Here is a 19740-nt window from a genome sequence, read left to right as displayed (position 1 = left end):
TAGTTGACCTCCGTAAATGTTGTTCTAGACAAACTTCATTTTACGCTGTCTCTGATGAGTCAGTTTTTATTTATAAAAGGTGTTGCACTTAGAGTGTAAATTCAAGGTATAAAACAGCTCGCATAACTATACCTTGGGCCGAATCACATCAATTCTTTCGTAAAGAAAACAGTTTAATGGTCATGCCCCACATATGAAACATCCTCAAATCCAACCAAAAAAGGAGATAAGTATGATTTTTTGTGTACGCAACCTAGATGGAGAAAGAAAAACGATTTGGGCTAAGTAGCCAAATTTTGGTTAGTCGAGGAACTCGACTTAGCAAAAGGGCCAGCTTGAAGATTTCCCTGAACTTGGGAAAGCTCCAAGTGGTCCGGCTACGTTCCAGCCCCGAAAAATCGTTTTTCTTTCGGAATCGACATCTGAATCACACCCCAAAACATCATACAAATTGGGAAATAGCGCCGAGCAGCTGAGCCTTATCTGTCAACTTTGCAATAGCCAACGAAGTCTTGAACAACCCCTCAGGAATCATCTTGCTCATATGCTTATGCAACATATCGATCAAGAAATCACCCTGTTGAGACACAGCTCCACCAATAACCAAAACTTCAGGATCGTACAACAAAACAATATTAGCCAACCCGGCAGCAACTTCATGTGCCCAATCTTCAATAATATTGCGTTAAGTTTCCATACCACCTTTTGCCATATCAAAAGCATCAATAACACTGACATTATATGGTTTAAGGTTCTTTTCCAAAGTTAAAGTAGAAGCTCTTTGTTCATAATAAGTATCGCTTTTCTCATCATACAAAATATAACCAACTGAGTTTGCGAAAGCGTGGCTACCACTATTCAAGATTCCATGATTCAAATACGATCCACCAATACCTGTTCCTAGAGCAACACAATATGCAGAATCAACATTCTTGGCAACTCCAGCAATTTTTTCGCCCAACAAAGCAGCGTCAACATCGTTTACAACAAAGACTGGCAACTTGAATTTATTTTCAAGTTCTTCTTTGATAGCTGTGCCTTGATAACCAGGTATAGTTGGTCCGGCATACAAAATAGCTCCGTCACTACCGACTATTCCAGCTGTACTAACACCAACTCCATCTATATAATTGTCTTTTTGAAATTTTTCCGTGATTGCTGTCAATTGTTTCAGAATAAATCCATTCTCGTTGTGCTTTGTATCTACTTTTCCAGTATCACTAATATTTAAATTTTCATCGACTAAACCATACTTAATTGTGGTACCGCCAACATCAAACGCCAGGAATTGTTTGCTCATAATTAATTCTCCAATCTAATCCAGTAAATTATTATTGTATTTTTATATTTCGATATTTATTATTTGTGGTAAAGTCTCTGTTAAAGGAGTCAATACTATGAATATTTTAAAAATGGTCGAAGATCAGTTGCCTTCATTATCACGTCAAGAACGTAAAGTTGCTCTCCAGGTAATCCAAAGTCCCCAAGAAGTCCAACAAATGAGTATTACTACCCTTGCAAAAAAAGTTGAGGTCAGTAATGCGACTATCACTCGTTTCGTCAAGAAGATGAACTGTCGTGATTTTTACGAATTCAAACTGCAACTTGCCAGTGGCGGTAAGCCTGAAGCTAAAGAGATCAGTAAAGGTTCAATTGCTGACGACGTTTTTAGCTTCTATAAGAACGTCCTAAGTGACACCTCTGAACGTTTGAAAATGGACGAGTTGAGAAAAATCGTCGAAGTAATTTCTAATTGTCGCCGAATATATATTTTTGGTATCGGAAGCTCAGGTTACACTGCCCAGGAGATGTCTCAACGTCTGATAAGAATGGGTATTGCTGCTTTTCCAATGAATGAAAGTCACATCATGTATATTACAAGTGGCATCATTGGCAAAGACGACGTCATTCTGGCACTCTCATCTTCTGGTAGTACTAGTGATCTCAACAAGGCTGCCGCAATGGCTCAAAAAAATGGTACAAAAGTTATCGGTATTACTGGTGTCGAGAAGAGTAAATTGTATGAACTAAGCGATTACCCTGTTCTCGTCAAAAACAGTGATTTCGTCGATAACACACATTTCGTCAACTCACAGTTTGCTATAACTTATGTGCTAGATATAATCACAACACTGCTGTTAGAAAACGAAACATTCAGACGTCGATTAAATCATACCGTAGAAATTGTTATGGAAAACAAATTTAATAATAGTTTATAAAAAGAAGAGCCGATGGAGATTTGAATTAGTCAAATTATCCCATCAGCTCTTTTTTATGCATTTACGGCATTGATAAATCTTGATGCTATTTCCAATGGTCTTGTAATGGCACCACCAACTACGACCGCATGACATCCAAGCTCTATGCATCTGCGAGCTTTTTCAGGAGTATCAACTTTACCCTCAGCAATAACTGGAGTAGTTGATGTTTCTAATACTGACTTCAAATATTCAAAGTCATTATCAGCAAGATTCATCCCCTCAGTTTCAGGAGTATAACCATGCATAGTAGTACCAACAATGTCGAACCCTAATTCGTTTGCTTCTCGAACATTGTCTAATGTTGCCGTATCAGCCATCAACAAAGTATCAGGAAATTCTTTTCTCATCTGCGCAACAATATCTGCCAATTTTTCGTCATGAGGACGTTTTTGACCAGTAACATCACAGGCAACAACTTCTGCACCTGTACTTGCAACTGCACGCATTTCCTTCATAGTCGGTGTGATATAAACTGGTGAATCCGGGTAGTCCACCTTGTTTAATCCAATGACCGGCAATTCTGTCTCATCTTGAATTGCTTGAATATCTACTACAGAGTTACAGCGGATAGCCACTGAACCTGCTTCTTTAGCTGCTCGTGCCATTCTCGACATAATAAATGAACTATGGAGTGGTTCTTTTGGCAATGCCTGACATGACACGATCAACTTTTTATTTACGGTTTCTAAAAAATTGTTTTTCATCTCATTCACTTCTTAATCTTTAAAGTAGTCGTTATAGATTTTCTTTGCGCCGGCAATCATTTCAGGAGTTGGTTTTGACATAGGAGCCTTTGTAACACCAGCATGTACACCCATTTCTTCAAATACAAGTTTCAATGAAGGATAAATGTCGTTAGCAATCAATGCAGAAATTGCATCGTTACTTACTTTTTGCAATTCACGAGCTTTATCGATATCACCTTCGTCAAAGGCAACCATTTCAGCTTTAGCACGTTTTGCATTCAAGTTATAAGTTGAACCGATAGCTCCGTCAACATTAAGTGCAAGTGCAGGAAGTAGCATTTCATCAAATCCTGAAAGAATCAATTTGTCAGGGAATCTGTTACGAACTCTTTCTAATAGGAAGAAGTCAGCATTTGTATACTTGATACCGATGATTTTTGGATTTTCGAACAATTCAGCGAATTGATCAATTGAAAGTGAAACACCTGTAAGAACAGGAATTGAGTAAATAACAAGTTTGTTATCAACATCTTTTACAATTTCGTTATAGTAGTTTTTAATTTGTTCAAATGTATAGTTGTAATAGAAAGGAGTTACAGCTGAAATCTTTGGATATCCAAGATCAGTAACTAACTTAGCTAGTTCTTTTGATTCGTTTAAGTCTAGTGAACCAACTTGAGCAATCAAATCAATTGCATCGCCAGCTTCATCAATAGCTGTTTTGAATACTTGAACTTTTTGGTCATGGCTCATATTGAAGTTTTCACCAGTACTACCACCGACATACAATCCATCAACTTTGTTAACGTCAATGTTGTAACGAACCATTTCTCTGATTCCGGCTTCATTTACAGAACCGTCTTCGTTAAAAGCTGTCATTAATGCTGAATATAATTTTTTCATATTAAACCTCGATTGATTTTTTTAATTATGTAATAGTTTCCAATCCCCTACCGCTGGGATTAATATACAATACAATAATTTATATTTCAATGTCGATTTACGATAATAATTATCGTTTAACTGAGCTATAGCCGACACAAGTGCATTTATTCACATAAAAGAAAATTTTCAACTATTATTTGAGCTTAATACTCTCTTAAACTTCATGAAATAACGTTTATGTTTTATATAATAGGTAAAGATTTTCATATATGAAAAATATAGTAAAAATTATCAGTAAAGCGTTTACATTTCCATTTATACATGCTATATTACTTACCGTAATAGTTACCCCAATCATTCTAACCGCTACTAGTAGGTGCCTTCTGGTGCACCTATTAGTGACGGTTTTTTTGTTTTGAGAGGTGGAAAAATTATGCATGTATCTATTAATACAGCAGTTTTTATACATGAAATACAAGCAGGTGCGAGTCAGCTTGTCTGCTTAAAAGGTTTAACAGATCGCAACGTCGATAATATCGAAGTTCGTGGTGAGTTGTTCAATGAGGCAACAAAAAATGAAGAGATGAAACAAATCTTTCTATTATGTGCCGATAACGATTGGAAGTTCTTCTATTCAATACCTGATGAATTATTTCTCAAGAATACGATCAATCCAAATTTTGAACAGCACTTACAGATGGCTGAAAAATATCATGTTGATCAATTGAAAATCAGTCTTGGTGATTTATCTGAAATCACTGAGGAACAATTTGAAGATGTTAAAGACCTATTATCCAAATACAATGTAAAAGTCACAATTGAGAATCAACCCAATAATAATGGTGTCCTTGATACATTCACATCCCAATTATTGAAATTAAAAGAAGCCGACGTTCCAGTTGGATATACTTTTGATTCAGGCAATTGGTATTGGGTCTATGAAGATCCAGTAGATGCATTTAAAAATTTATCCGAAGATATCACAGTCTTCCATTTGAAAGATATCAAGGATAAAGAAACTGTTTTATTGGATGAGGGAGCTACAGATTGGAAATGCCTAGTTAAAAACTTAAAGAGTGATGTTCCTGTTTTCTTAGAATATGAAATTTCTGAAAAAGACTTAGATGGTCAAATCCAGAAAGTTAATAATCTTTTGGCGGAACGTGTCGCAGAAGCATGAGCTATTTAGTTCAATTAGTTCTGATTCTTCTTTTAACAAAACTAGGTGCACATTTATCCAATGTTTTAAACTTTCCTAGCGTTATCGGTGAATTGTTAGTCGGTGTAATTGCAGGACCCGCTGTTCTTCATATTTTAGTCGGAACAACATTCATCCAGTATTTCTCAGAGATCGGTGTCATCGTCCTAATGTTCATCGCTGGACTAGAGGGCGATCTACACTTATTGATGAAATTTTGGAAACCAGCTTTGACAGTTGCCGTTCTTGGGGTCATCTTCCCTACTATCACTGCCGCATCCCTTTGCGCATTAGTCTTCGGATTCAAATGGACGACAGCAATCTTCATCGGCTTGATATTGAGCGCAACATCGGTCAGTATCTCCGTTCAAGTTTTGAAAGAGATGGGACGGCTCAACACTAAAGAAGGTGCAATTATCCTTGGCGCTGCAGTGGCTGATGATATTATCTGTGTTATCTTGCTAGGAATTTGTGTCGCATTCTTCGGATCAGGAGCCAGCAGTAATCAACCTGTCTGGTTAATGATTTCAACTAAACTACTATTCTTCGTAGCTATGTTGGTATTGGGGCGCTGGTTCGTCCCACCATTTATGTCCTTCTTCAGCAAATTAAACACTAGTGAAAATATTGCTACTGGAGCTGTGATTTTATGTTTTGGCTTCGCTGCAATCGCTGTTGCTCTGGGAATGAGTGACGTGCTTGGTGCTTACTTTGCCGGAATTGCTTTATCAGAAACGAAGTTCAAAGAAACACTTACCGAAAAGATCGAACCGATCGGATATTCAATCTTCATACCTGTTTTCTTCGTAAGTATTGGTTTAAACATTACCTTCAAAGGATTGCAAAACGACTTAGTCTTTATCATTTCATTGATAGTAATTGCAATTATTGGAAAACAGATCGGTGGAGCCTTGGGCGCTAAGATGTTCCAACTCAATTGGAACGAATCAAACGTCGTAGGTGCAGGAATGATATCTAGGGGGGAAATGGCATTAGTAGTGGCGAACGTTGCGCTGGGTGCCAAACTTATCGATCAAAATCATTACACAGCGATGATTTTAGTTACCGTTGTGACAACAATAATTGCTCCATTGATTCTGAAATTCTTTATTCAGAGACAAACAGCTCCAAAAAAAATTAGATCTGATTCAATTAATGAGGTGAAAGTATGACAAAAGTCGGTTTTGGAACCCTAAACTGGATTGTCTTAGTAATTTATCTACTAGCTATGCTTGGTGTCGGAGTTTATTTTACAAAGAAGGCTAGTAAAAATACTGATGCATTCTTTAAAGCAAAAAGTAGCATTCCTGCATGGGCCGCAGGATTTAGTATTTACGCAACAACATTAAGTGCCATTACATTTATGTCAACACCGGAACAAGCCTATTTGAAAGACTGGGCATACGGTGTCGGATCATTGAGTATCATTCTTATTGTTCCTCTTTTGATCAAATATTACGTTCCTTTCTTCAGAAAGCTACAAGTAACAACAGCTTATGAATACTTAGAAGAACGTTTCAGCCCAATTATCAGAGTTATTGGTTCAGCATTATTCATGCTTTATCATATCGGACGTGTAGCAATTGTTATTTATCTTCCTATCATTGCTATCACATCAGTTTCAAATATTAATCCTATCCTTATCGCCTGTGTTGTTGGTGGTCTATGTATCATCTACACATTCTTAGGTGGTATCGAAGGTGTTATCTGGAGTGATGTTATCCAAGGTATCTTACTACTTGGTGGTGCTCTTCTAGTTGTACTTATTGGTGGATTTACAGTTAAAGGTGGATTTGGTACAGTCGTAAGTGACGCAATCTCTAACCACAAAATCCTTTCCGGTGCAGATATGCATATCGGTGATTTGACCAAATTTATTCCATTGATCTTTGCTGGTCAATTCTTCAATACTTTGTATCAATATACTGGTAGTCAAGACGTTGTCCAACGTTATCAAACTACTGCTACACAAAAAGAAACAAACAAATCTCTATGGACAAACGGTATTCTTGCTTTGATCACAATTCCATTATTCTTCGGTATGGGAACTGTTCTATTCAGTTACTACAAGAATATGGGTGGCCTACCACAAGGATTCAACACAAGTGCCTTAGTTCCTTACTTTGTTATTACAGAAATACCTGCCGGAATTGCCGGATTAGTTATCGCCGCAATCTTCGCAGCTGCACAATCAACAATTGCTTCAAGTTTGAATGCCATCTCTTCATGTTTCGTTACCGACTTCAAGCAAAGATTCTTTGATAACAAATGGAAGAAAATTTCCGACGTTACACTTGCACGTATCGTTATCATCGTTACAGGATTATTTGGACTATCAATGTCGATCTATCTATTAGTTGGTAATGCATCTAAAACCTGGGACTTGTTCCTAACAGTTACTGGATTGTTTGGTGTTCCTATTGCTGGTATCTTCGCAGCCGGAATCTTTACCAAACGTTCAAACTCATTTGGTGCAATTCTAGGATTGATCTTAAGTGTTGCAGTTACAGTATTTGTACAACAAAACAGTGATTCATCATTGATTGTTGCTACAGTTGCCTTCATTTCATCATTTGCATTCACTTATATCCTTAGTTTCTTTGCACCAAAGAAATACATTCACAACATTGTTGGTCTAACAGCCGCAACTGTTAAAGAAGATTACGTCAAACAATAATTTTTGAAAGAAGTGTAAAGCATGCAAGATACAATGCCTTTGGAAGAAATGAAAACTTACCGGGGACGTCAAGAAGTCCCAGAAGATTTCGATCAATTTTGGGACGAACAGATTGAAAAGCTACCCTCCTCCTATAATTACAAGTTGACACCCCAGTCATTCAATCTTCCCAATGTAGATTGCTACGAGTTGACCTTTGAGAGTCCCGACAAATCAACGATTTATGCAAAATGTATTTTCCCAAAAACTGAAAGTAAGTTCCCCGTTGTCTTTAATTTCCACGGCTACATGGGCCAGTCCTCAGATTGGGCAACACTACTTCAATACCCTGCCGCGGGGTTAGGCGTCGTTGCCATGGACGTCCGTGGTCAGTCAGGAAAGTCACAAGACAAATCAATTTATAACGGAAATACAGTTAAAGGCCATATCATTAGGGGCGCTATCGAAGGCCGAGAAAAACTATTCTTTAAAGATGTTTATTTAGACGTTTACGAATTAGTGGAAATCATCGCTGGATTGCCCCAAGTCGATGATAAAAAACTATATACGTATGGAGGATCACAAGGAGGTGCGCTATCGCTCGTAGCCGCCGCCTTGAATCCAAAAATCAGTTTCACAACCGTTATTTACCCCTTCTTATCTGACTTCAAACGTGTCTTAGAATTGGGCAATCAAGATGAGCCATATGATGAATTCTTTAGATACTTTAAGTTCTCAGATCCGTTCCACACAACCGAAGCTCAAATTTTAAAAACATTATCCTATATCGATATTAAAAATATGGCACACCGCATCAAGAATCCAGTTAAACTGATAACTGGACTCGAAGATAAAATATGTTTCCCTTCAACTCAATTTGCCATATACAATCGATTAGATTGCGATAAAGAAATGTTCTTATTACCAGAATATGGGCACGAAGATATGCACGTTCATGTTAACGATGTTGTTCTAAATTGGTTGAGCGGTTCACAAATAGCTCTAAAGACACAGATGTAGTTCTGTGTATGAGAAAAGCCTTCGTTTTTGCGAAGGCTTTTTTGTTGGGCTGGTACTGCCGATTCCGAAGGGAAATCGATTCTTGGACCGTGACGTGGTTGGCATCGCTTTGAGCTAATTGCAAGGAATGCAATCATCTCAAAGTCGAGCCTTTCCCTAAGTGTACTTCGTACACTAATGGAAATCTCACCACTTGGCCCAAATCGATTTCCCTTCTGCATCTAGACTAGAATAAAATTCTCGAAACTTTTTATACAGAGCGTTTGTTGCGTGTGAATCGATCACTGTTGTGATTATCATCCATACAAAATACGTAACATTTGTCTTGGATTTTCACTTGAAAATATTGATTCGGCAATTGTTTAACTGTTCTATTTATGTACGATTCATTCTTGGCAGTAAATGATTAATTATTTACGATAGAGTAAATCAAAAGTTTTCTTTTTTTAATCGAATACTTTATTTTGATAATTTTGTCACAAAGTCCTTGGATTCTTCTGTCTGTGTACGTTACAATTTGTTATAGGTTACATAAATATATTAATACCATAAGGGGGATTTATCATGGCAAACGAAACATTTACATCTGAGGTTACTTCTATTACAGGATACGAAGTTTCCGCAAAGGTACGCGACTTCGACGTTACACTTGACGAACCCGTTACTTCAGCAGGTACAAACAAAGGTATGAATCCAATTGAGGCACTTCTTACAGCGCTGGGATCATGCCAAGTTATGACAGCTAAAGGTTTTGCAAAAGCAAAAGGTATCAATTTAAATAATATCCGCGTTAATGTGGATGGTGTTATCGACTTAGATGGATTTTTAGGAAAGAATCCAGATGCAAAAATTGGTTTCTCTAAACTAATTTCAACATTTTATATCGATGCTGATAATACTGATGAGGAGATCCAGAATTTCGTAGATTTTATTAATGCTACATGCCCAGTACATGACACGATTGAAAATACACCAGAGTTTGAAACAAAGATAGCAGTTTTCGAGTAGGTTTGAGGGTTTGTGTGGTTGAGCTTTAATGCCGATTCCGAAGGGAAATCGATTTTTGGGCCGTGACGTGGTGGGCATCGCTTTGAGCTAATTGCAAAAAACGCAATCATCTCAAAGTCGAACCTTTCCCTAAGTGTACTTCGTACACCAATGGAAATCTCACCACTTGGCCCAAATCGATTTCCCTTCTCCATCTAGTTTAAAGTCAACCACGGTTTTGTATTTTGTAGATTAAATATATTTTCTTGATGCACAACTGTTTATTAGTAAAACAAACAAAAAAACGACCTAATTCAGTCACATTCTGAATTAGGTCGTTTACTATTTATTCATATAATAATCAAACACAGACACCAGCAAACCAAAGGATACCGTACAGTTACAGCGTCCTTCCGTATCCGTTAAAATTTACGTTTATCTAGATGTAGAACTCAAATCGATTTCGGCTCAGTAGCTAAATTTTGGTTAGTCGAGAAACTCGACTTAGCAAAAGGACCAGCTTGAAGATTTCCCTGAACTTGGGAAAGCTCCAAGTGGTCCAGCTACGTTCCCTTCCTTAGTTGTCCGTTGGCGTAGCCAACATTTCAGACGGTTGCGCACGCGCCACAGGCGACGTACGTTCCTCAAAGTAATCGATTTGAGTTCGGAATCGACATCAAAACACCTACTTAGTCTTCAACAACAAATCCAAAGAATGCTGCAACTTTTCAGTATCCGCCCCATCAACACATTGGCGAATATTTTCCGCTATAACTAATTTCATTGCCTTATCGATACTAGACTTAACTGCAGACAGCTGCACAAGTACGTCCTCGCAACTGCGGCCATCATCCATCATCTTCATGATTCCATCCAGTTGACCATATGATTTTTTCAAGCGTAATTTAATTTGATCACTACTAACAAAATCCTTTTCCTCGGACATATAATACCCCCAGTGGTAGTTGAAATCATTTAGACGTCAGGATAATTAATCTAGATGCTTCTCGATTTCTGCTCTAAATGCATCTTTAGGTCTAGCTCCAACCATTGTACTTACAATTTTACCATCTTTTTTGATCAAGAATGTTGGGATACCTTGAACACCCAATGCACCTGCAGTTTGAGGATCATTATCAACATTCATCGAAGTAAATTTAACTTTACTACCTAAAACCTCATCAGTCGATAATTTTTTCAAAATAGGATCCATCATTTTACATGGAGGACACCAGTCCGCTCTAAAATCAACAACAGTAACCCCTGTATTAGTTTCTTGCTCGTAATTTGAATCATGAATTTCGATAACTTTTGAGTCCATATACTTACCTCCTACATTTATGTATATGAATATACCCCCTAGGGTACTAACCGTCAAAATTAATGCTCAAACAAATATAATCATTTTATTCATATAACAAGGTAGTTGTTTGGTAAAATAGAATGGTACAAAAAAATGGAACCGTTTCCAGTTCCATCAGATCAATATATATTTATGTGTATTACCATCATATTTTTCATACAAAAATATGATTAACTTCTAAATTAGTCGGAAGAGCAGAAAAATATGCGAAGGCAGTGAAAGTGGCGTTAGAACGGAGATTTCCCGTTCTTACACCACCGGGCGAGTTTTAAGACTTGCGGTCCATGCAAGGCTAAAAACCGAGGGGCAAGACCAAGGCTTGCCCCGGTCCGCACAGCCGAAGTATATTGTTCTGCTCTGGAGACGGAAGTTAATGCTATATCTCTTCCCTCTCATCCTTAGAATTCTGATGAATAGTCTTGTAAGTTCGCATAGTAGCTAAACCGACATTAAGCACATTATCAATATCAAACTTATGAGTGATACTCTTCTTGCGGGAAACATAATGATAAAGTGGCAGGTCATCAAGATAAAATCCATCAGCAACAGTAGCATACTCAACGTTAAAAACTTGATCTTCCATCAAATCTAGGTCAGTCAAAAAATTGAGCTTGTTATCGACAATAATGTCGCGACGATAAACTTTATTCCAGGTATAGCCCATCACGGAGCCGTTCATCTTGATAATTTGCTTGATAGCTTCATCCCTGTCAGCAAACTCATGATGTTGTTTATCTGACTTTGCTTTACTCTTGCCATTTGGCATATCTACATAATATCCGCATGTTACTAAATCCAATTCAGGATATTTTTCATATTTTTTTAGAAAAAAGTCAACATAGTTTGGTTCGACCCAATCATCACCATCGATAAACGTAATCAACTCTCCATCGGCTGATTGAATACCGGTATTTCTCGCTGCAGAGACTCCAGCGTTTTGAGCATGACAAACTACCGTCAACCAATCATATTGATCTTCAAAGTCACGTAGCACCTTGAGTGTATTGTCGGTTGAACAGTCATCTACAGCTATGACATTGAAATTGGCATTTGTCTGACCAGCCAATGATTCGATTGTTTTAGAAATATAACTCTCAACATTGTACGCTGATATAATTATCGATAGCTTTTTATTTAACATTAAATCACCTTAATAGCATTTTACTTCTAACGACCTAGCATAAGCAATAAAAGGAGGAAAACATGAAACGAATTTTAAACTTAAACGGTGCCATCAACTTACGAGAACTTGGTGGCTACCCGACTGTCTCTGGAAAAAGGCTTAAGTATCAAAAACTACTTCGTTCTGGCGATATCAGTAATTTAACTCCGAAAACTATGGACTACTTAAAAGATTATGGTTTGAAATATGTGGTTGATTTTCGTTCAATGAATGAACAAAAGATGTGGCCAGACAAAACTTCTGATTTTTACAAAGTATATCCTGACCCTGTTTATCCCCTGCGTGGTAATGGTGAAAAATTAGCTCGAGTTCTCCCTGACAATGAAGATTCGTATCTTGGTTTGATTTACCAAAGTGTTGTTCTTGATAAGCATGCTCAACAATCTTACTCACTTTTATTCGAATTACTGTTAGAAAACACTGAACCTGATCAGTCTGTTCTCTTTCACTGTGCTGCTGGAAAGGATCGCACTGGAATCGGAGCTATCTTGATTTTAAAGGCGCTTGGAGTCGATATGGAGACTATTACTCAAGATTATCTACTGACCAACTTGATGTATGAAGACGCTGATGTGATTGAAGATACTTTGAACGATGAAAACGGCGATCAAACTATCAATAAAATGAATATGACTAAGGCCGATGTCCAGAGTATCAGTTCTGTGATTGAGGCTATCGAACATTATTACGGTACCTTCGAAAACTATCTTAATGAAGCATTGGGCGTAAGTCCTGAACAATTGGAAAAACTAAAAGAAATTTACTTGGATTAATAAAAACTATATAATTTATTCATTGCTTTAAAATAATTTCATTTTAGGAATGGGGATATCTATGAGTTTTCTTGAGCTTAAAAATGTTCAAAAATCCTTTTATCTGGGTAAGAAACAATTTCCAGTTTTAAGAGGAATAAATCTAAGCTTAGATCGCGGTGAATTTGTCTCGATCCTAGGTGAATCAGGTGGCGGTAAAACTACATTACTAAACACCATCGGTGGACTTGATTCGCAATTCAAAGGTGAAATTTACGTTGACGGAAAATCACTTAAAAGTGGCTCTAGCAAAGCACTCGACAATTATCGAAGTCATACTGTTGGATTTGTTTTCCAAAGTTTCCATCTAATCAGTCACTTAACTGTTTTAGAAAATGTTTTAGTACCATTGGAAATGTCTGCTTTAAGCAAGTCAGCTAGAGTGGAACGTGCCAAAATGTTGCTACAAAAAGTTGGATTGACCGAACATCTGACCAAACATCCCAATCAGCTTTCTGGTGGTCAAAAACAACGTGTTGCAATTGCTCGTGCCCTAGCTAACGACCCAGATATTATCATCGCTGATGAACCAACTGGTGCCTTGGATGCACAAAATACCGAAGAAGTATTGCGATTGCTTAATCAAATTGCCCAAGAGGGGAAACTCGTGATTGCAGTAACTCACTCACAGACAGTTGCAAATTACGGTACTCGGATCGTCCACTTGGCAAATGGTGTCGTTGATTCTGACACAAGAATTCGCCCTAATTATCCAGTACGTCCATCTAGACGTGATAGCAGTATCACCCATTTGAGCTTTGGCTCGACTTTCCGACTTGCTTGGGAACACATGCTTTATACCAAAGGCCGGAATATTCTGATCATTCTTGGTGCGGCTGTTGGTATTTTCGCAGTTATCTTTATGCTCGGACTCGGCTCAGGAATCACTAATTACATCAATAAACAAATGTCAGATCAGGTCAATCCTAATGCTATTCAGGTCACAAAAAACGTCGCAACTAGTCAAATAAACAGTGCAACTGATACATCAAATATTACAATGACAAATTCCGACATCAATAAATTTGCCAAGATTCCTAACGTGGAAAAAATAGAAAAGGCCTATTTTGCGCAGGCTCCTAAGGTACATTACAACAAGAAGCACATTGCCGTACCCTACTTTCAAACTTGGAATGCTACTGAAAAGACTGGTGACATAGTCGCTGGTAATAAGCCTGGTAAAAATAAAATAATTCTACTTAAATCAGACGCCAATCGTTTGGATAAGAATTACAAAAAACTGATTGGTAAAACTTTGACGATTTATATACCTTCTGAAGACTCCAACAAAACTCCAGTTGAAGTAAAGAAGAAATTAACTATTTCCGGTGTTATCAAAACTGGCTCGACCGCAATAACATATGACACATTGCGTGATGCGTCCGCAAATTATAATGTTGAAATCGAGCCTAATTTTGTCACATTGACTGCTAACAGTACTTTGAACGTCACTGATATTCAAAGCAGAGTAAAGTCACTCAAAACAACTGATAGCAAGGGTAAAAAAGTTAGTGCTTATACAATCACTGGTGTTGGTGCAATAATCGATACCTTAAACACTTACTTGAAACTTGCTTTTGAAGTGCTGGCTTCAATTGCTGGAATTTCATTGATAGTTTCAGCAATCATGATCATCGTTGTACTCTATATCAGTGTTTCTGAACGTACCCATGAAATTGGTATCCTGCGTGCCATTGGTGCTAGAAAGAAAGATATCCGAAATATGTTTATTTCTGAATCATTCTTGATTGGATTGGTATCTGGTACATTTGCGGTAATAATTGCTTATATCGTGCAATTTGCTGCAAACTCAATCACTCAAAATGCCTTTAAGGCTTCAATTATTAGTATTTCTCCGGGAAATGCATTTTTCGGAATTGCAGTGAGTGTGATCATTAGTTTGATTGCTGCGCTTGCTCCTTCCCATCGCGCAGCTAAGTTGGATCCTCGAGATTCCTTGACTGATGAATAGTTTAAACTAAAGCCTAGATAATTCTGGGCTTTTTTTTTCTAAAGTAAAACGCTTCTTTTCTTTATAGCGTAAACGTGCAAACCTCGGCAACTCCCTGTGCTTAGCTACGGTAGTGAAATTGCTGACTTTGTCAGCGATTCCTCTACCTAGGCTATGCTCGGGAGTTTAACGCCGAGTTTTGCACTCTTGTTTTTGACTTTTCTGTGAACTTTGCTCTATTTTCTGTTATTAATTTTTTAGTCTTGTATAATTAGTAGCGTATAGATTTAAATGGAGGAATGTAAATGGTATGTCCTAACTGTGGTCACGAAATCAGTCCTTCACAAAACTTTTGTGAGAACTGTGGATTGCCCCTAAAAAAAGATATTAATTTTGCTTCACAACCTAATGTAAAACCTGAGGAACCTAAAAAAGATGATTCTATCAAGTCCCTTTCTGATATTGAAAATGAATTAGAGGAACAAGAAAAGCAAGAAAAAGCTGCTCAAAAGCCAGCTACAGATAACCACGATGAACCTGAAGTCGACGACAAAACTCGTGTTTATGACTTCCGTGATAGTGGCCTACAGCAGGCTCCAGCTCAAAAGAAGGAATCACAACAAAGTGTCAGACTGGACCCAATGGATGATCCTATAAATACTGAACGTCCTATTCCAACGCCTAATTCACGTGAAAATGTAAAAGCGCAAAATACAGCTCCAAAAACTGACAACGCAAAAGCAGAATCTGACGATGATGAAGAAGACGGATTGTTACAAAATATGTGGAAATTCCTGAAAAATAACATCTATCTTGATATTATTGCAGTTGTTCTGGTTGTTGCTCTATTCTTTATCAAAAAACAGTATTCTTGGATATTGTTGGTCGCCTTTCTAATTGCCTGGTTCTTAACTTCTCAAATCGTTCACGGTAATGAAGTTAAACTCAACAAGCGATTCAAGCGAAGTAAAACTGACAAGGAAGATGCACAACAAGCTCCACAGAATCCCCAAAAGCAAAATACCTACAAACCTTATGAGCCACCATATCAAGGAAATGGTGAAATTCCTGATCTTGGTCCTGAACTGGGACCAGATCTTCAACCTATTGAAGAAATCCCTGGTACAAGCAAGCATCATCGCCGTGAACAGCCTAAGGAAAAACAAGCAACTACTGAGAAAAAAGTATCTACTCACAGACGAAATATCGTCCAAAAATTAATAATAATTTCTTCAATCGTTGGTTTCATCGCAACTTGTTTTGGAACAATCGTCAATGGTTATTCACTTTCAACTATGATTGGCTCTGCGGCAAATAGCTCAGCCAACGTTGTAACACAAACAGCTTTGATAACTAATTTATCTTCAGCAATTAGATTTATTTGCTTCCTGTCACCTATAATAGTTTTGATCATGGCAAACTTCAGAAGTCGTGGAAGCATTAGAACAATTAGAATTTTTTCTATATTATCTACAATTATTTACGTGGCAGTTTATGCAATTTTCATCACTGGTATAGTCGATGTATCGCAAGTTACCGGAGTTGCAACCGATATGAACGTCGTAAAATTTGGCTATAGTTTCTATGTCTTACTAGGAACATCTGTCTTATCTTGGTTGATGTCTTACATGCTACGTCCCAAAAATAAGAAGTAATCATAACGCACATATGACCGATTAGATTGTCTAATCGGTCTTTTTTTATACTCTCATTCAATTTTATATAACGGTGTTCAAGACACACGCCCACAGTTGATTATTACCAAAATCTATAAATGAATTTCATAATAAATATTTTAATTTTATTTAGAATTATTTAGTATATACACTTTTGTTTACTCTTTAGACTTTCTGCATATAATTACCAGTTAGAAAGTTAAAAAGTAGATTTAATCACATTTTTACTCACCTTTTTAACTTTCACTCTTTATTATTATTTCTTAAATTCAAAAAATTATAAAACAATAAAATTATTTAGTTAGTTGAAAGTGAGATACACAATATGAAAAATTACAACACGAAAACATTTACGCTTGAGAATACGAAGGTTCCTTTCAACAGTGCTGCTAAATTATTGATTGCTGCCGTTGCGGCAGGATCAATTGGATTAGCGGTAACGGCCAGAGAGGTTCATGCCGCAACAACAGACCCAACAACTACAGATACGACAACTGCTCCGGCTACAACTACAGCGACTGCTCCGACAGCTGCTGATACAACAACAACACCTACAGCAACAGCAACTCCTGCTGCTACTGATACGACTACAGCTCCTGCCGCTTCAACGACTGCACCCGCTACTACTGATACTTCTACTACGGCTCCTGCAACCACAACAACTGCACCTGCTACAACTACTGATGCTACAGCTCCTGCTACTTCAACGACTGCACCTGCTGCTACAGATACTTCTACTACGGCTCCTGCAACTACAACAACTGCACCTGCTACAACTACTGACACTACAGCTCCCGCTACTTCAACAACTGCACCAACAGATACATCTACAACAGCTCCTGCAACTACGACAACTGCTCCAACTACAACTACTGATGCCGGCGGTTCTGGAACAGCTACTGGTACTGCAACAGCACCAGCAACTACGACTGATACTACGGCTCCTGCAGCAGGCTCCGGTACAGATGCTACTTCAACAACTGCGCCAGCAACCTCAACGACTGACACTACTGCACCCGCAACTGGTACAGCAACAACAGCTCCCGCTACAACTCCATCAGACAGTACATCTAGTGGATCAGCCGCAACTTCTCCTGCAGACACTGGATCAAGTGTAGATACACCTACAGATACTGCAGCTGCTGGCGGTGCTTCTGGTACAGATTCTCCAGATGCTACTGCTGGTACCGGCACTCCTACTGATACTACTGACACAGGTACAACTGGTGGTGGTGCTGCTGGTGGCGGTACAACTTCTACAACTCCTCCTGCTACTGGTGCTACTGACTCAGGCGCTGCTGGCGGTGGAACAACATCCACAACTCCTCCTGCTACTGGTGGTACAACAACTGGAACTGAAAAGCCATCTACAGAAACACCTACTGAAAAACCTGGTGAAGGTTCAACTTCTGGAGCTGCTGAAGGTTCCAAACCTGCTGGTGAGAAACCTGCAGCTGACGCATCATCCACAGACAAAGGATCTGCCGGTGGGGCAGCTGCAGGCGCAGCAGTTGCTGGAGCATCCAGCGGTCTAAAAGCCGCTGCAAGCTCAGCAGCTAAATTCCCTCAAACAGGCAACGAGGTTGAAAAACCATTAACTGTTGCTGGAGCTATCATGGCTGCATTTGCCAGCGTCTTAGCACTTGTAGGAATTAAACGCAGAAAAGAAAACTAGATTTATGAATGGGATTCATTGTTTTGAATTTCAATATTGGGGTTGATTGGAATGGCCAAGTCCTTTGTATTCAATAGGCATCTCACTCGAAATAATAATATGAGTAGAATTATATTAGTGTTTATTTTAGCTTTGACTATGCTAACTTTGCTAAGTGATCCTACTGAGATAAAAGCCGCTTCAGTTGATACAAAAACAACGAACGACGTGCTTGGTCTCGATCCCTCGCTAAATAGTCAAACCGCCAGTATTAGCAGTTCGCAACAAATAATACCTGTAGCATTGCATCATGATATGCAATCTACAGACAGCGGTTATTACCTTTTTAACATGGATAATATCTTGTACATCTCCGAAGTCATCATTGGTTTGAACTTGTTAGTTTTCTCCATTGCGCTGGTTTGGTTAGGTATAAGACATGAAAAGTCACTATAGATTCAATTTAAAGTTTTTCAATTTGATTGATTGACTTTATGGCTGCCTCTGGGCAAAATGAACTAGACTTTCATTATAAAAAAAGAAGTGGAGACTGATCCTGTCAGTCTCCACTTTCTATTGTCTAGATTAAATCTTTCATTTGATCAGCTTTGTTGGTAAAAATTCCATCAACACCCCAATCAAATAATTGCTTAGCACGTTCTTTATCGTCAACAGTCCATACATTGACTTGATAATCGTATTTCTTAAACATATTTATTTTTTCTTTCGTCAGATCTTTATCATCAGGATGAATGATTTTAGCGTGACATGCTTGCATCGTTAAATTCCAATCCTCTCGGATATCCTGGTGTTCAAATAGTACTGCATAATCCAGCTCTGGTCTCAAACGATATAGTTTTTCCAACATAATAGGATTGAAACTAGAAATAATCAGCTTATTCTCAAAATCTAATTTCTCTAATGATTGCGAAAACTTCCCGACTAGGATATCGGCCAATCTATCAGCGTCATCCCCAACAACGCCTTTTAATTCAATGTTGGCATTGATATTGTTCTCATTTAGAAAGTCTATCAATTCATCCAAAGTTGGAACTTTGGTACCAGTAAACTTGTCAGCATACCAAGAACCTGCATCAGCTTGTTTGACTACAGAACTGTCGACAGTCTCGATTGATCCTGATTTATCAGTGGTTCTATCCAGTTTGTCGTCATGAATTATGAAAACTTCTTCATCCGCAGTAATGCTAAGATCGGTCTCTAACCATTTAATACCATTCTTTACCAATTCGTTGAAAGCTGGCATGGTATTCTCTGGCGCTAACGTTGGTATTCCTCGATGTGCAAAAATCTTTTTTTCCATAATATCCTCCGAGTAACATACTATTAGTATAAAACTAGATAGAAAAAGAGCAATCCAAATGGGTTGCTCTTATTTAATTTCAAATTT

Annotated in this window: 17 protein-coding genes and 1 pseudogene; 11 read left to right on the top strand and 7 right to left on the bottom strand. The window is 38.0% G+C overall.

The window, feature by feature from the left end; genetic code table 11:
• Positions 1-442 precede the first annotated feature (442 nt).
• Positions 443-1300: pseudogene (locus EKM63_RS08370) on the bottom strand (ROK family protein).
• 97 nt (positions 1301-1397) lie between these two features.
• On the opposite strand from EKM63_RS08370, the gene EKM63_RS08365 reads away from it, so the two are divergent.
• Complete coding sequence (locus EKM63_RS08365) at positions 1398-2219, top strand: MurR/RpiR family transcriptional regulator (RefSeq protein ID WP_125705612.1); 822 nt, start codon at positions 1398-1400, stop codon at positions 2217-2219.
• 53 nt (positions 2220-2272) lie between these two features.
• Here EKM63_RS08365 and EKM63_RS08360 read toward each other — a convergent pair whose 3' ends face one another.
• Both EKM63_RS08360 and EKM63_RS08355 read right to left on the bottom strand, forming a co-directional pair.
• Entirely contained in the window at positions 2273-2965 is a 693-nt protein-coding gene (locus EKM63_RS08360) for an N-acetylmannosamine-6-phosphate 2-epimerase (RefSeq protein ID WP_125705610.1), read from the bottom strand.
• 12 nt (positions 2966-2977) lie between these two features.
• Positions 2978-3850, bottom strand: coding sequence for an N-acetylneuraminate lyase (locus tag EKM63_RS08355; protein ID WP_125705608.1), 873 nt, complete (start codon positions 3848-3850; stop codon positions 2978-2980).
• Between the two features lie 415 nt (positions 3851-4265).
• Between EKM63_RS08355 and EKM63_RS08350 the strand changes: the two genes are divergently transcribed.
• From EKM63_RS08350 to EKM63_RS08330, 5 genes are all read left to right on the top strand, one after another.
• Entirely contained in the window at positions 4266-5012 is a 747-nt protein-coding gene (locus tag EKM63_RS08350) for a sugar phosphate isomerase/epimerase family protein (RefSeq protein WP_125705606.1), read from the top strand.
• Positions 5009-6202 (top strand): cation:proton antiporter, encoded by a 1194-nt coding sequence (locus EKM63_RS08345; protein ID WP_125705604.1) that lies wholly within the window; start codon positions 5009-5011, stop codon positions 6200-6202. The genes EKM63_RS08350 and EKM63_RS08345 overlap by 4 nt, the downstream gene beginning before the upstream one ends.
• Positions 6199-7707 (top strand): sodium:solute symporter, encoded by a 1509-nt coding sequence (locus EKM63_RS08340; RefSeq protein ID WP_125705595.1) that lies wholly within the window; start codon positions 6199-6201, stop codon positions 7705-7707. The genes EKM63_RS08345 and EKM63_RS08340 overlap by 4 nt, the downstream gene beginning before the upstream one ends.
• Positions 7708-7728: 21 nt before the next feature.
• Positions 7729-8706, top strand: a complete 978-nt coding sequence (locus EKM63_RS08335; protein WP_125705593.1) for an alpha/beta fold hydrolase — start codon at positions 7729-7731, stop codon at positions 8704-8706.
• A gap of 564 nt (positions 8707-9270) precedes the next feature.
• Complete coding sequence (locus tag EKM63_RS08330; protein WP_125705591.1) at positions 9271-9714, top strand: OsmC family protein; 444 nt, start codon at positions 9271-9273, stop codon at positions 9712-9714.
• Positions 9715-10378: 664 nt separating this feature from the next.
• Here EKM63_RS08330 and EKM63_RS08325 read toward each other — a convergent pair.
• The 3 genes from EKM63_RS08325 to EKM63_RS08315 all read right to left on the bottom strand — a co-directional run bounded on the left by EKM63_RS08325 (position 10379) and on the right by EKM63_RS08315 (position 12197).
• Positions 10379-10639 carry a metal-sensitive transcriptional regulator gene (locus EKM63_RS08325; RefSeq protein WP_125705589.1) on the bottom strand — a complete coding sequence of 87 codons (261 nt, stop codon included), beginning with the start codon at positions 10637-10639 and terminating at the stop codon, positions 10379-10381.
• Between the two features lie 45 nt (positions 10640-10684).
• On the bottom strand, positions 10685-11014 hold the full coding sequence (locus EKM63_RS08320; protein WP_125705587.1) for a thioredoxin family protein: 330 nt from the start codon (positions 11012-11014) through the stop codon (positions 10685-10687).
• 418 nt (positions 11015-11432) lie between these two features.
• On the bottom strand, positions 11433-12197 hold the full coding sequence (locus tag EKM63_RS08315; RefSeq protein ID WP_125705586.1) for a glycosyltransferase family 2 protein: 765 nt from the start codon (positions 12195-12197) through the stop codon (positions 11433-11435).
• Positions 12198-12259: 62 nt separating this feature from the next.
• On the opposite strand from EKM63_RS08315, the gene EKM63_RS08310 reads away from it, so the two are divergent.
• The 5 genes from EKM63_RS08310 to EKM63_RS08290 all read left to right on the top strand — a co-directional run bounded on the left by EKM63_RS08310 (position 12260) and on the right by EKM63_RS08290 (position 18788).
• A complete protein-coding gene (locus EKM63_RS08310; RefSeq protein WP_125705583.1) occupies positions 12260-13012 on the top strand; it encodes a tyrosine-protein phosphatase in 753 nt (250 codons plus the stop codon).
• 61 nt (positions 13013-13073) lie between these two features.
• Positions 13074-15023 carry an ABC transporter ATP-binding protein/permease gene (locus EKM63_RS08305; protein ID WP_125705581.1) on the top strand — a complete coding sequence of 650 codons (1950 nt, stop codon included), beginning with the start codon at positions 13074-13076 and terminating at the stop codon, positions 15021-15023.
• Positions 15024-15307: 284 nt separating this feature from the next.
• Positions 15308-16657: a zinc ribbon domain-containing protein gene (locus EKM63_RS08300; RefSeq protein ID WP_125705579.1), complete on the top strand. Its 1350-nt coding sequence runs from the start codon at positions 15308-15310 to the stop codon at positions 16655-16657.
• A 346-nt stretch (positions 16658-17003) separates the two neighbouring features.
• Positions 17004-18353, top strand: a complete 1350-nt coding sequence (locus EKM63_RS08295; protein ID WP_125705577.1) for an LPXTG cell wall anchor domain-containing protein — start codon at positions 17004-17006, stop codon at positions 18351-18353.
• A 99-nt stretch (positions 18354-18452) separates the two neighbouring features.
• Complete coding sequence (locus EKM63_RS08290; protein WP_125705575.1) at positions 18453-18788, top strand: hypothetical protein; 336 nt, start codon at positions 18453-18455, stop codon at positions 18786-18788.
• Positions 18789-18912: 124 nt separating this feature from the next.
• Here EKM63_RS08290 and EKM63_RS08285 read toward each other — a convergent pair whose 3' ends face one another.
• On the bottom strand, positions 18913-19653 hold the full coding sequence (locus EKM63_RS08285; protein ID WP_125705573.1) for a glycerophosphodiester phosphodiesterase family protein: 741 nt from the start codon (positions 19651-19653) through the stop codon (positions 18913-18915).
• Positions 19654-19740: the final 87 nt, after the last annotated feature.

Source organism: Companilactobacillus mishanensis (assembly GCF_003946505.1).
In the GTDB taxonomy this organism is placed as follows: domain Bacteria; phylum Bacillota; class Bacilli; order Lactobacillales; family Lactobacillaceae; genus Companilactobacillus; species Companilactobacillus mishanensis.
This window is presented reverse-complemented; position numbering and strand designations above follow the sequence as displayed.

Coding starts and splice junctions, on each gene's coding strand:
- EKM63_RS08365 (WP_125705612.1), top strand. CDS start 1,398: ATGAATATTTTAAAAATGGTCGAAGATCAGTTGCCTTCATTATCACGT.
- EKM63_RS08360 (WP_125705610.1), bottom strand. CDS start 2,965: ATGAAAAACAATTTTTTAGAAACCGTAAATAAAAAGTTGATCGTGTCA.
- EKM63_RS08355 (WP_125705608.1), bottom strand. CDS start 3,850: ATGAAAAAATTATATTCAGCATTAATGACAGCTTTTAACGAAGACGGT.
- EKM63_RS08350 (WP_125705606.1), top strand. CDS start 4,266: ATGCATGTATCTATTAATACAGCAGTTTTTATACATGAAATACAAGCA.
- EKM63_RS08345 (WP_125705604.1), top strand. CDS start 5,009: ATGAGCTATTTAGTTCAATTAGTTCTGATTCTTCTTTTAACAAAACTA.
- EKM63_RS08340 (WP_125705595.1), top strand. CDS start 6,199: ATGACAAAAGTCGGTTTTGGAACCCTAAACTGGATTGTCTTAGTAATT.
- EKM63_RS08335 (WP_125705593.1), top strand. CDS start 7,729: ATGCAAGATACAATGCCTTTGGAAGAAATGAAAACTTACCGGGGACGT.
- EKM63_RS08330 (WP_125705591.1), top strand. CDS start 9,271: ATGGCAAACGAAACATTTACATCTGAGGTTACTTCTATTACAGGATAC.
- EKM63_RS08325 (WP_125705589.1), bottom strand. CDS start 10,639: ATGTCCGAGGAAAAGGATTTTGTTAGTAGTGATCAAATTAAATTACGC.
- EKM63_RS08320 (WP_125705587.1), bottom strand. CDS start 11,014: ATGGACTCAAAAGTTATCGAAATTCATGATTCAAATTACGAGCAAGAA.
- EKM63_RS08315 (WP_125705586.1), bottom strand. CDS start 12,197: ATGTTAAATAAAAAGCTATCGATAATTATATCAGCGTACAATGTTGAG.
- EKM63_RS08310 (WP_125705583.1), top strand. CDS start 12,260: ATGAAACGAATTTTAAACTTAAACGGTGCCATCAACTTACGAGAACTT.
- EKM63_RS08305 (WP_125705581.1), top strand. CDS start 13,074: ATGAGTTTTCTTGAGCTTAAAAATGTTCAAAAATCCTTTTATCTGGGT.
- EKM63_RS08300 (WP_125705579.1), top strand. CDS start 15,308: ATGGTATGTCCTAACTGTGGTCACGAAATCAGTCCTTCACAAAACTTT.
- EKM63_RS08295 (WP_125705577.1), top strand. CDS start 17,004: ATGAAAAATTACAACACGAAAACATTTACGCTTGAGAATACGAAGGTT.
- EKM63_RS08290 (WP_125705575.1), top strand. CDS start 18,453: ATGAGTAGAATTATATTAGTGTTTATTTTAGCTTTGACTATGCTAACT.
- EKM63_RS08285 (WP_125705573.1), bottom strand. CDS start 19,653: ATGGAAAAAAAGATTTTTGCACATCGAGGAATACCAACGTTAGCGCCA.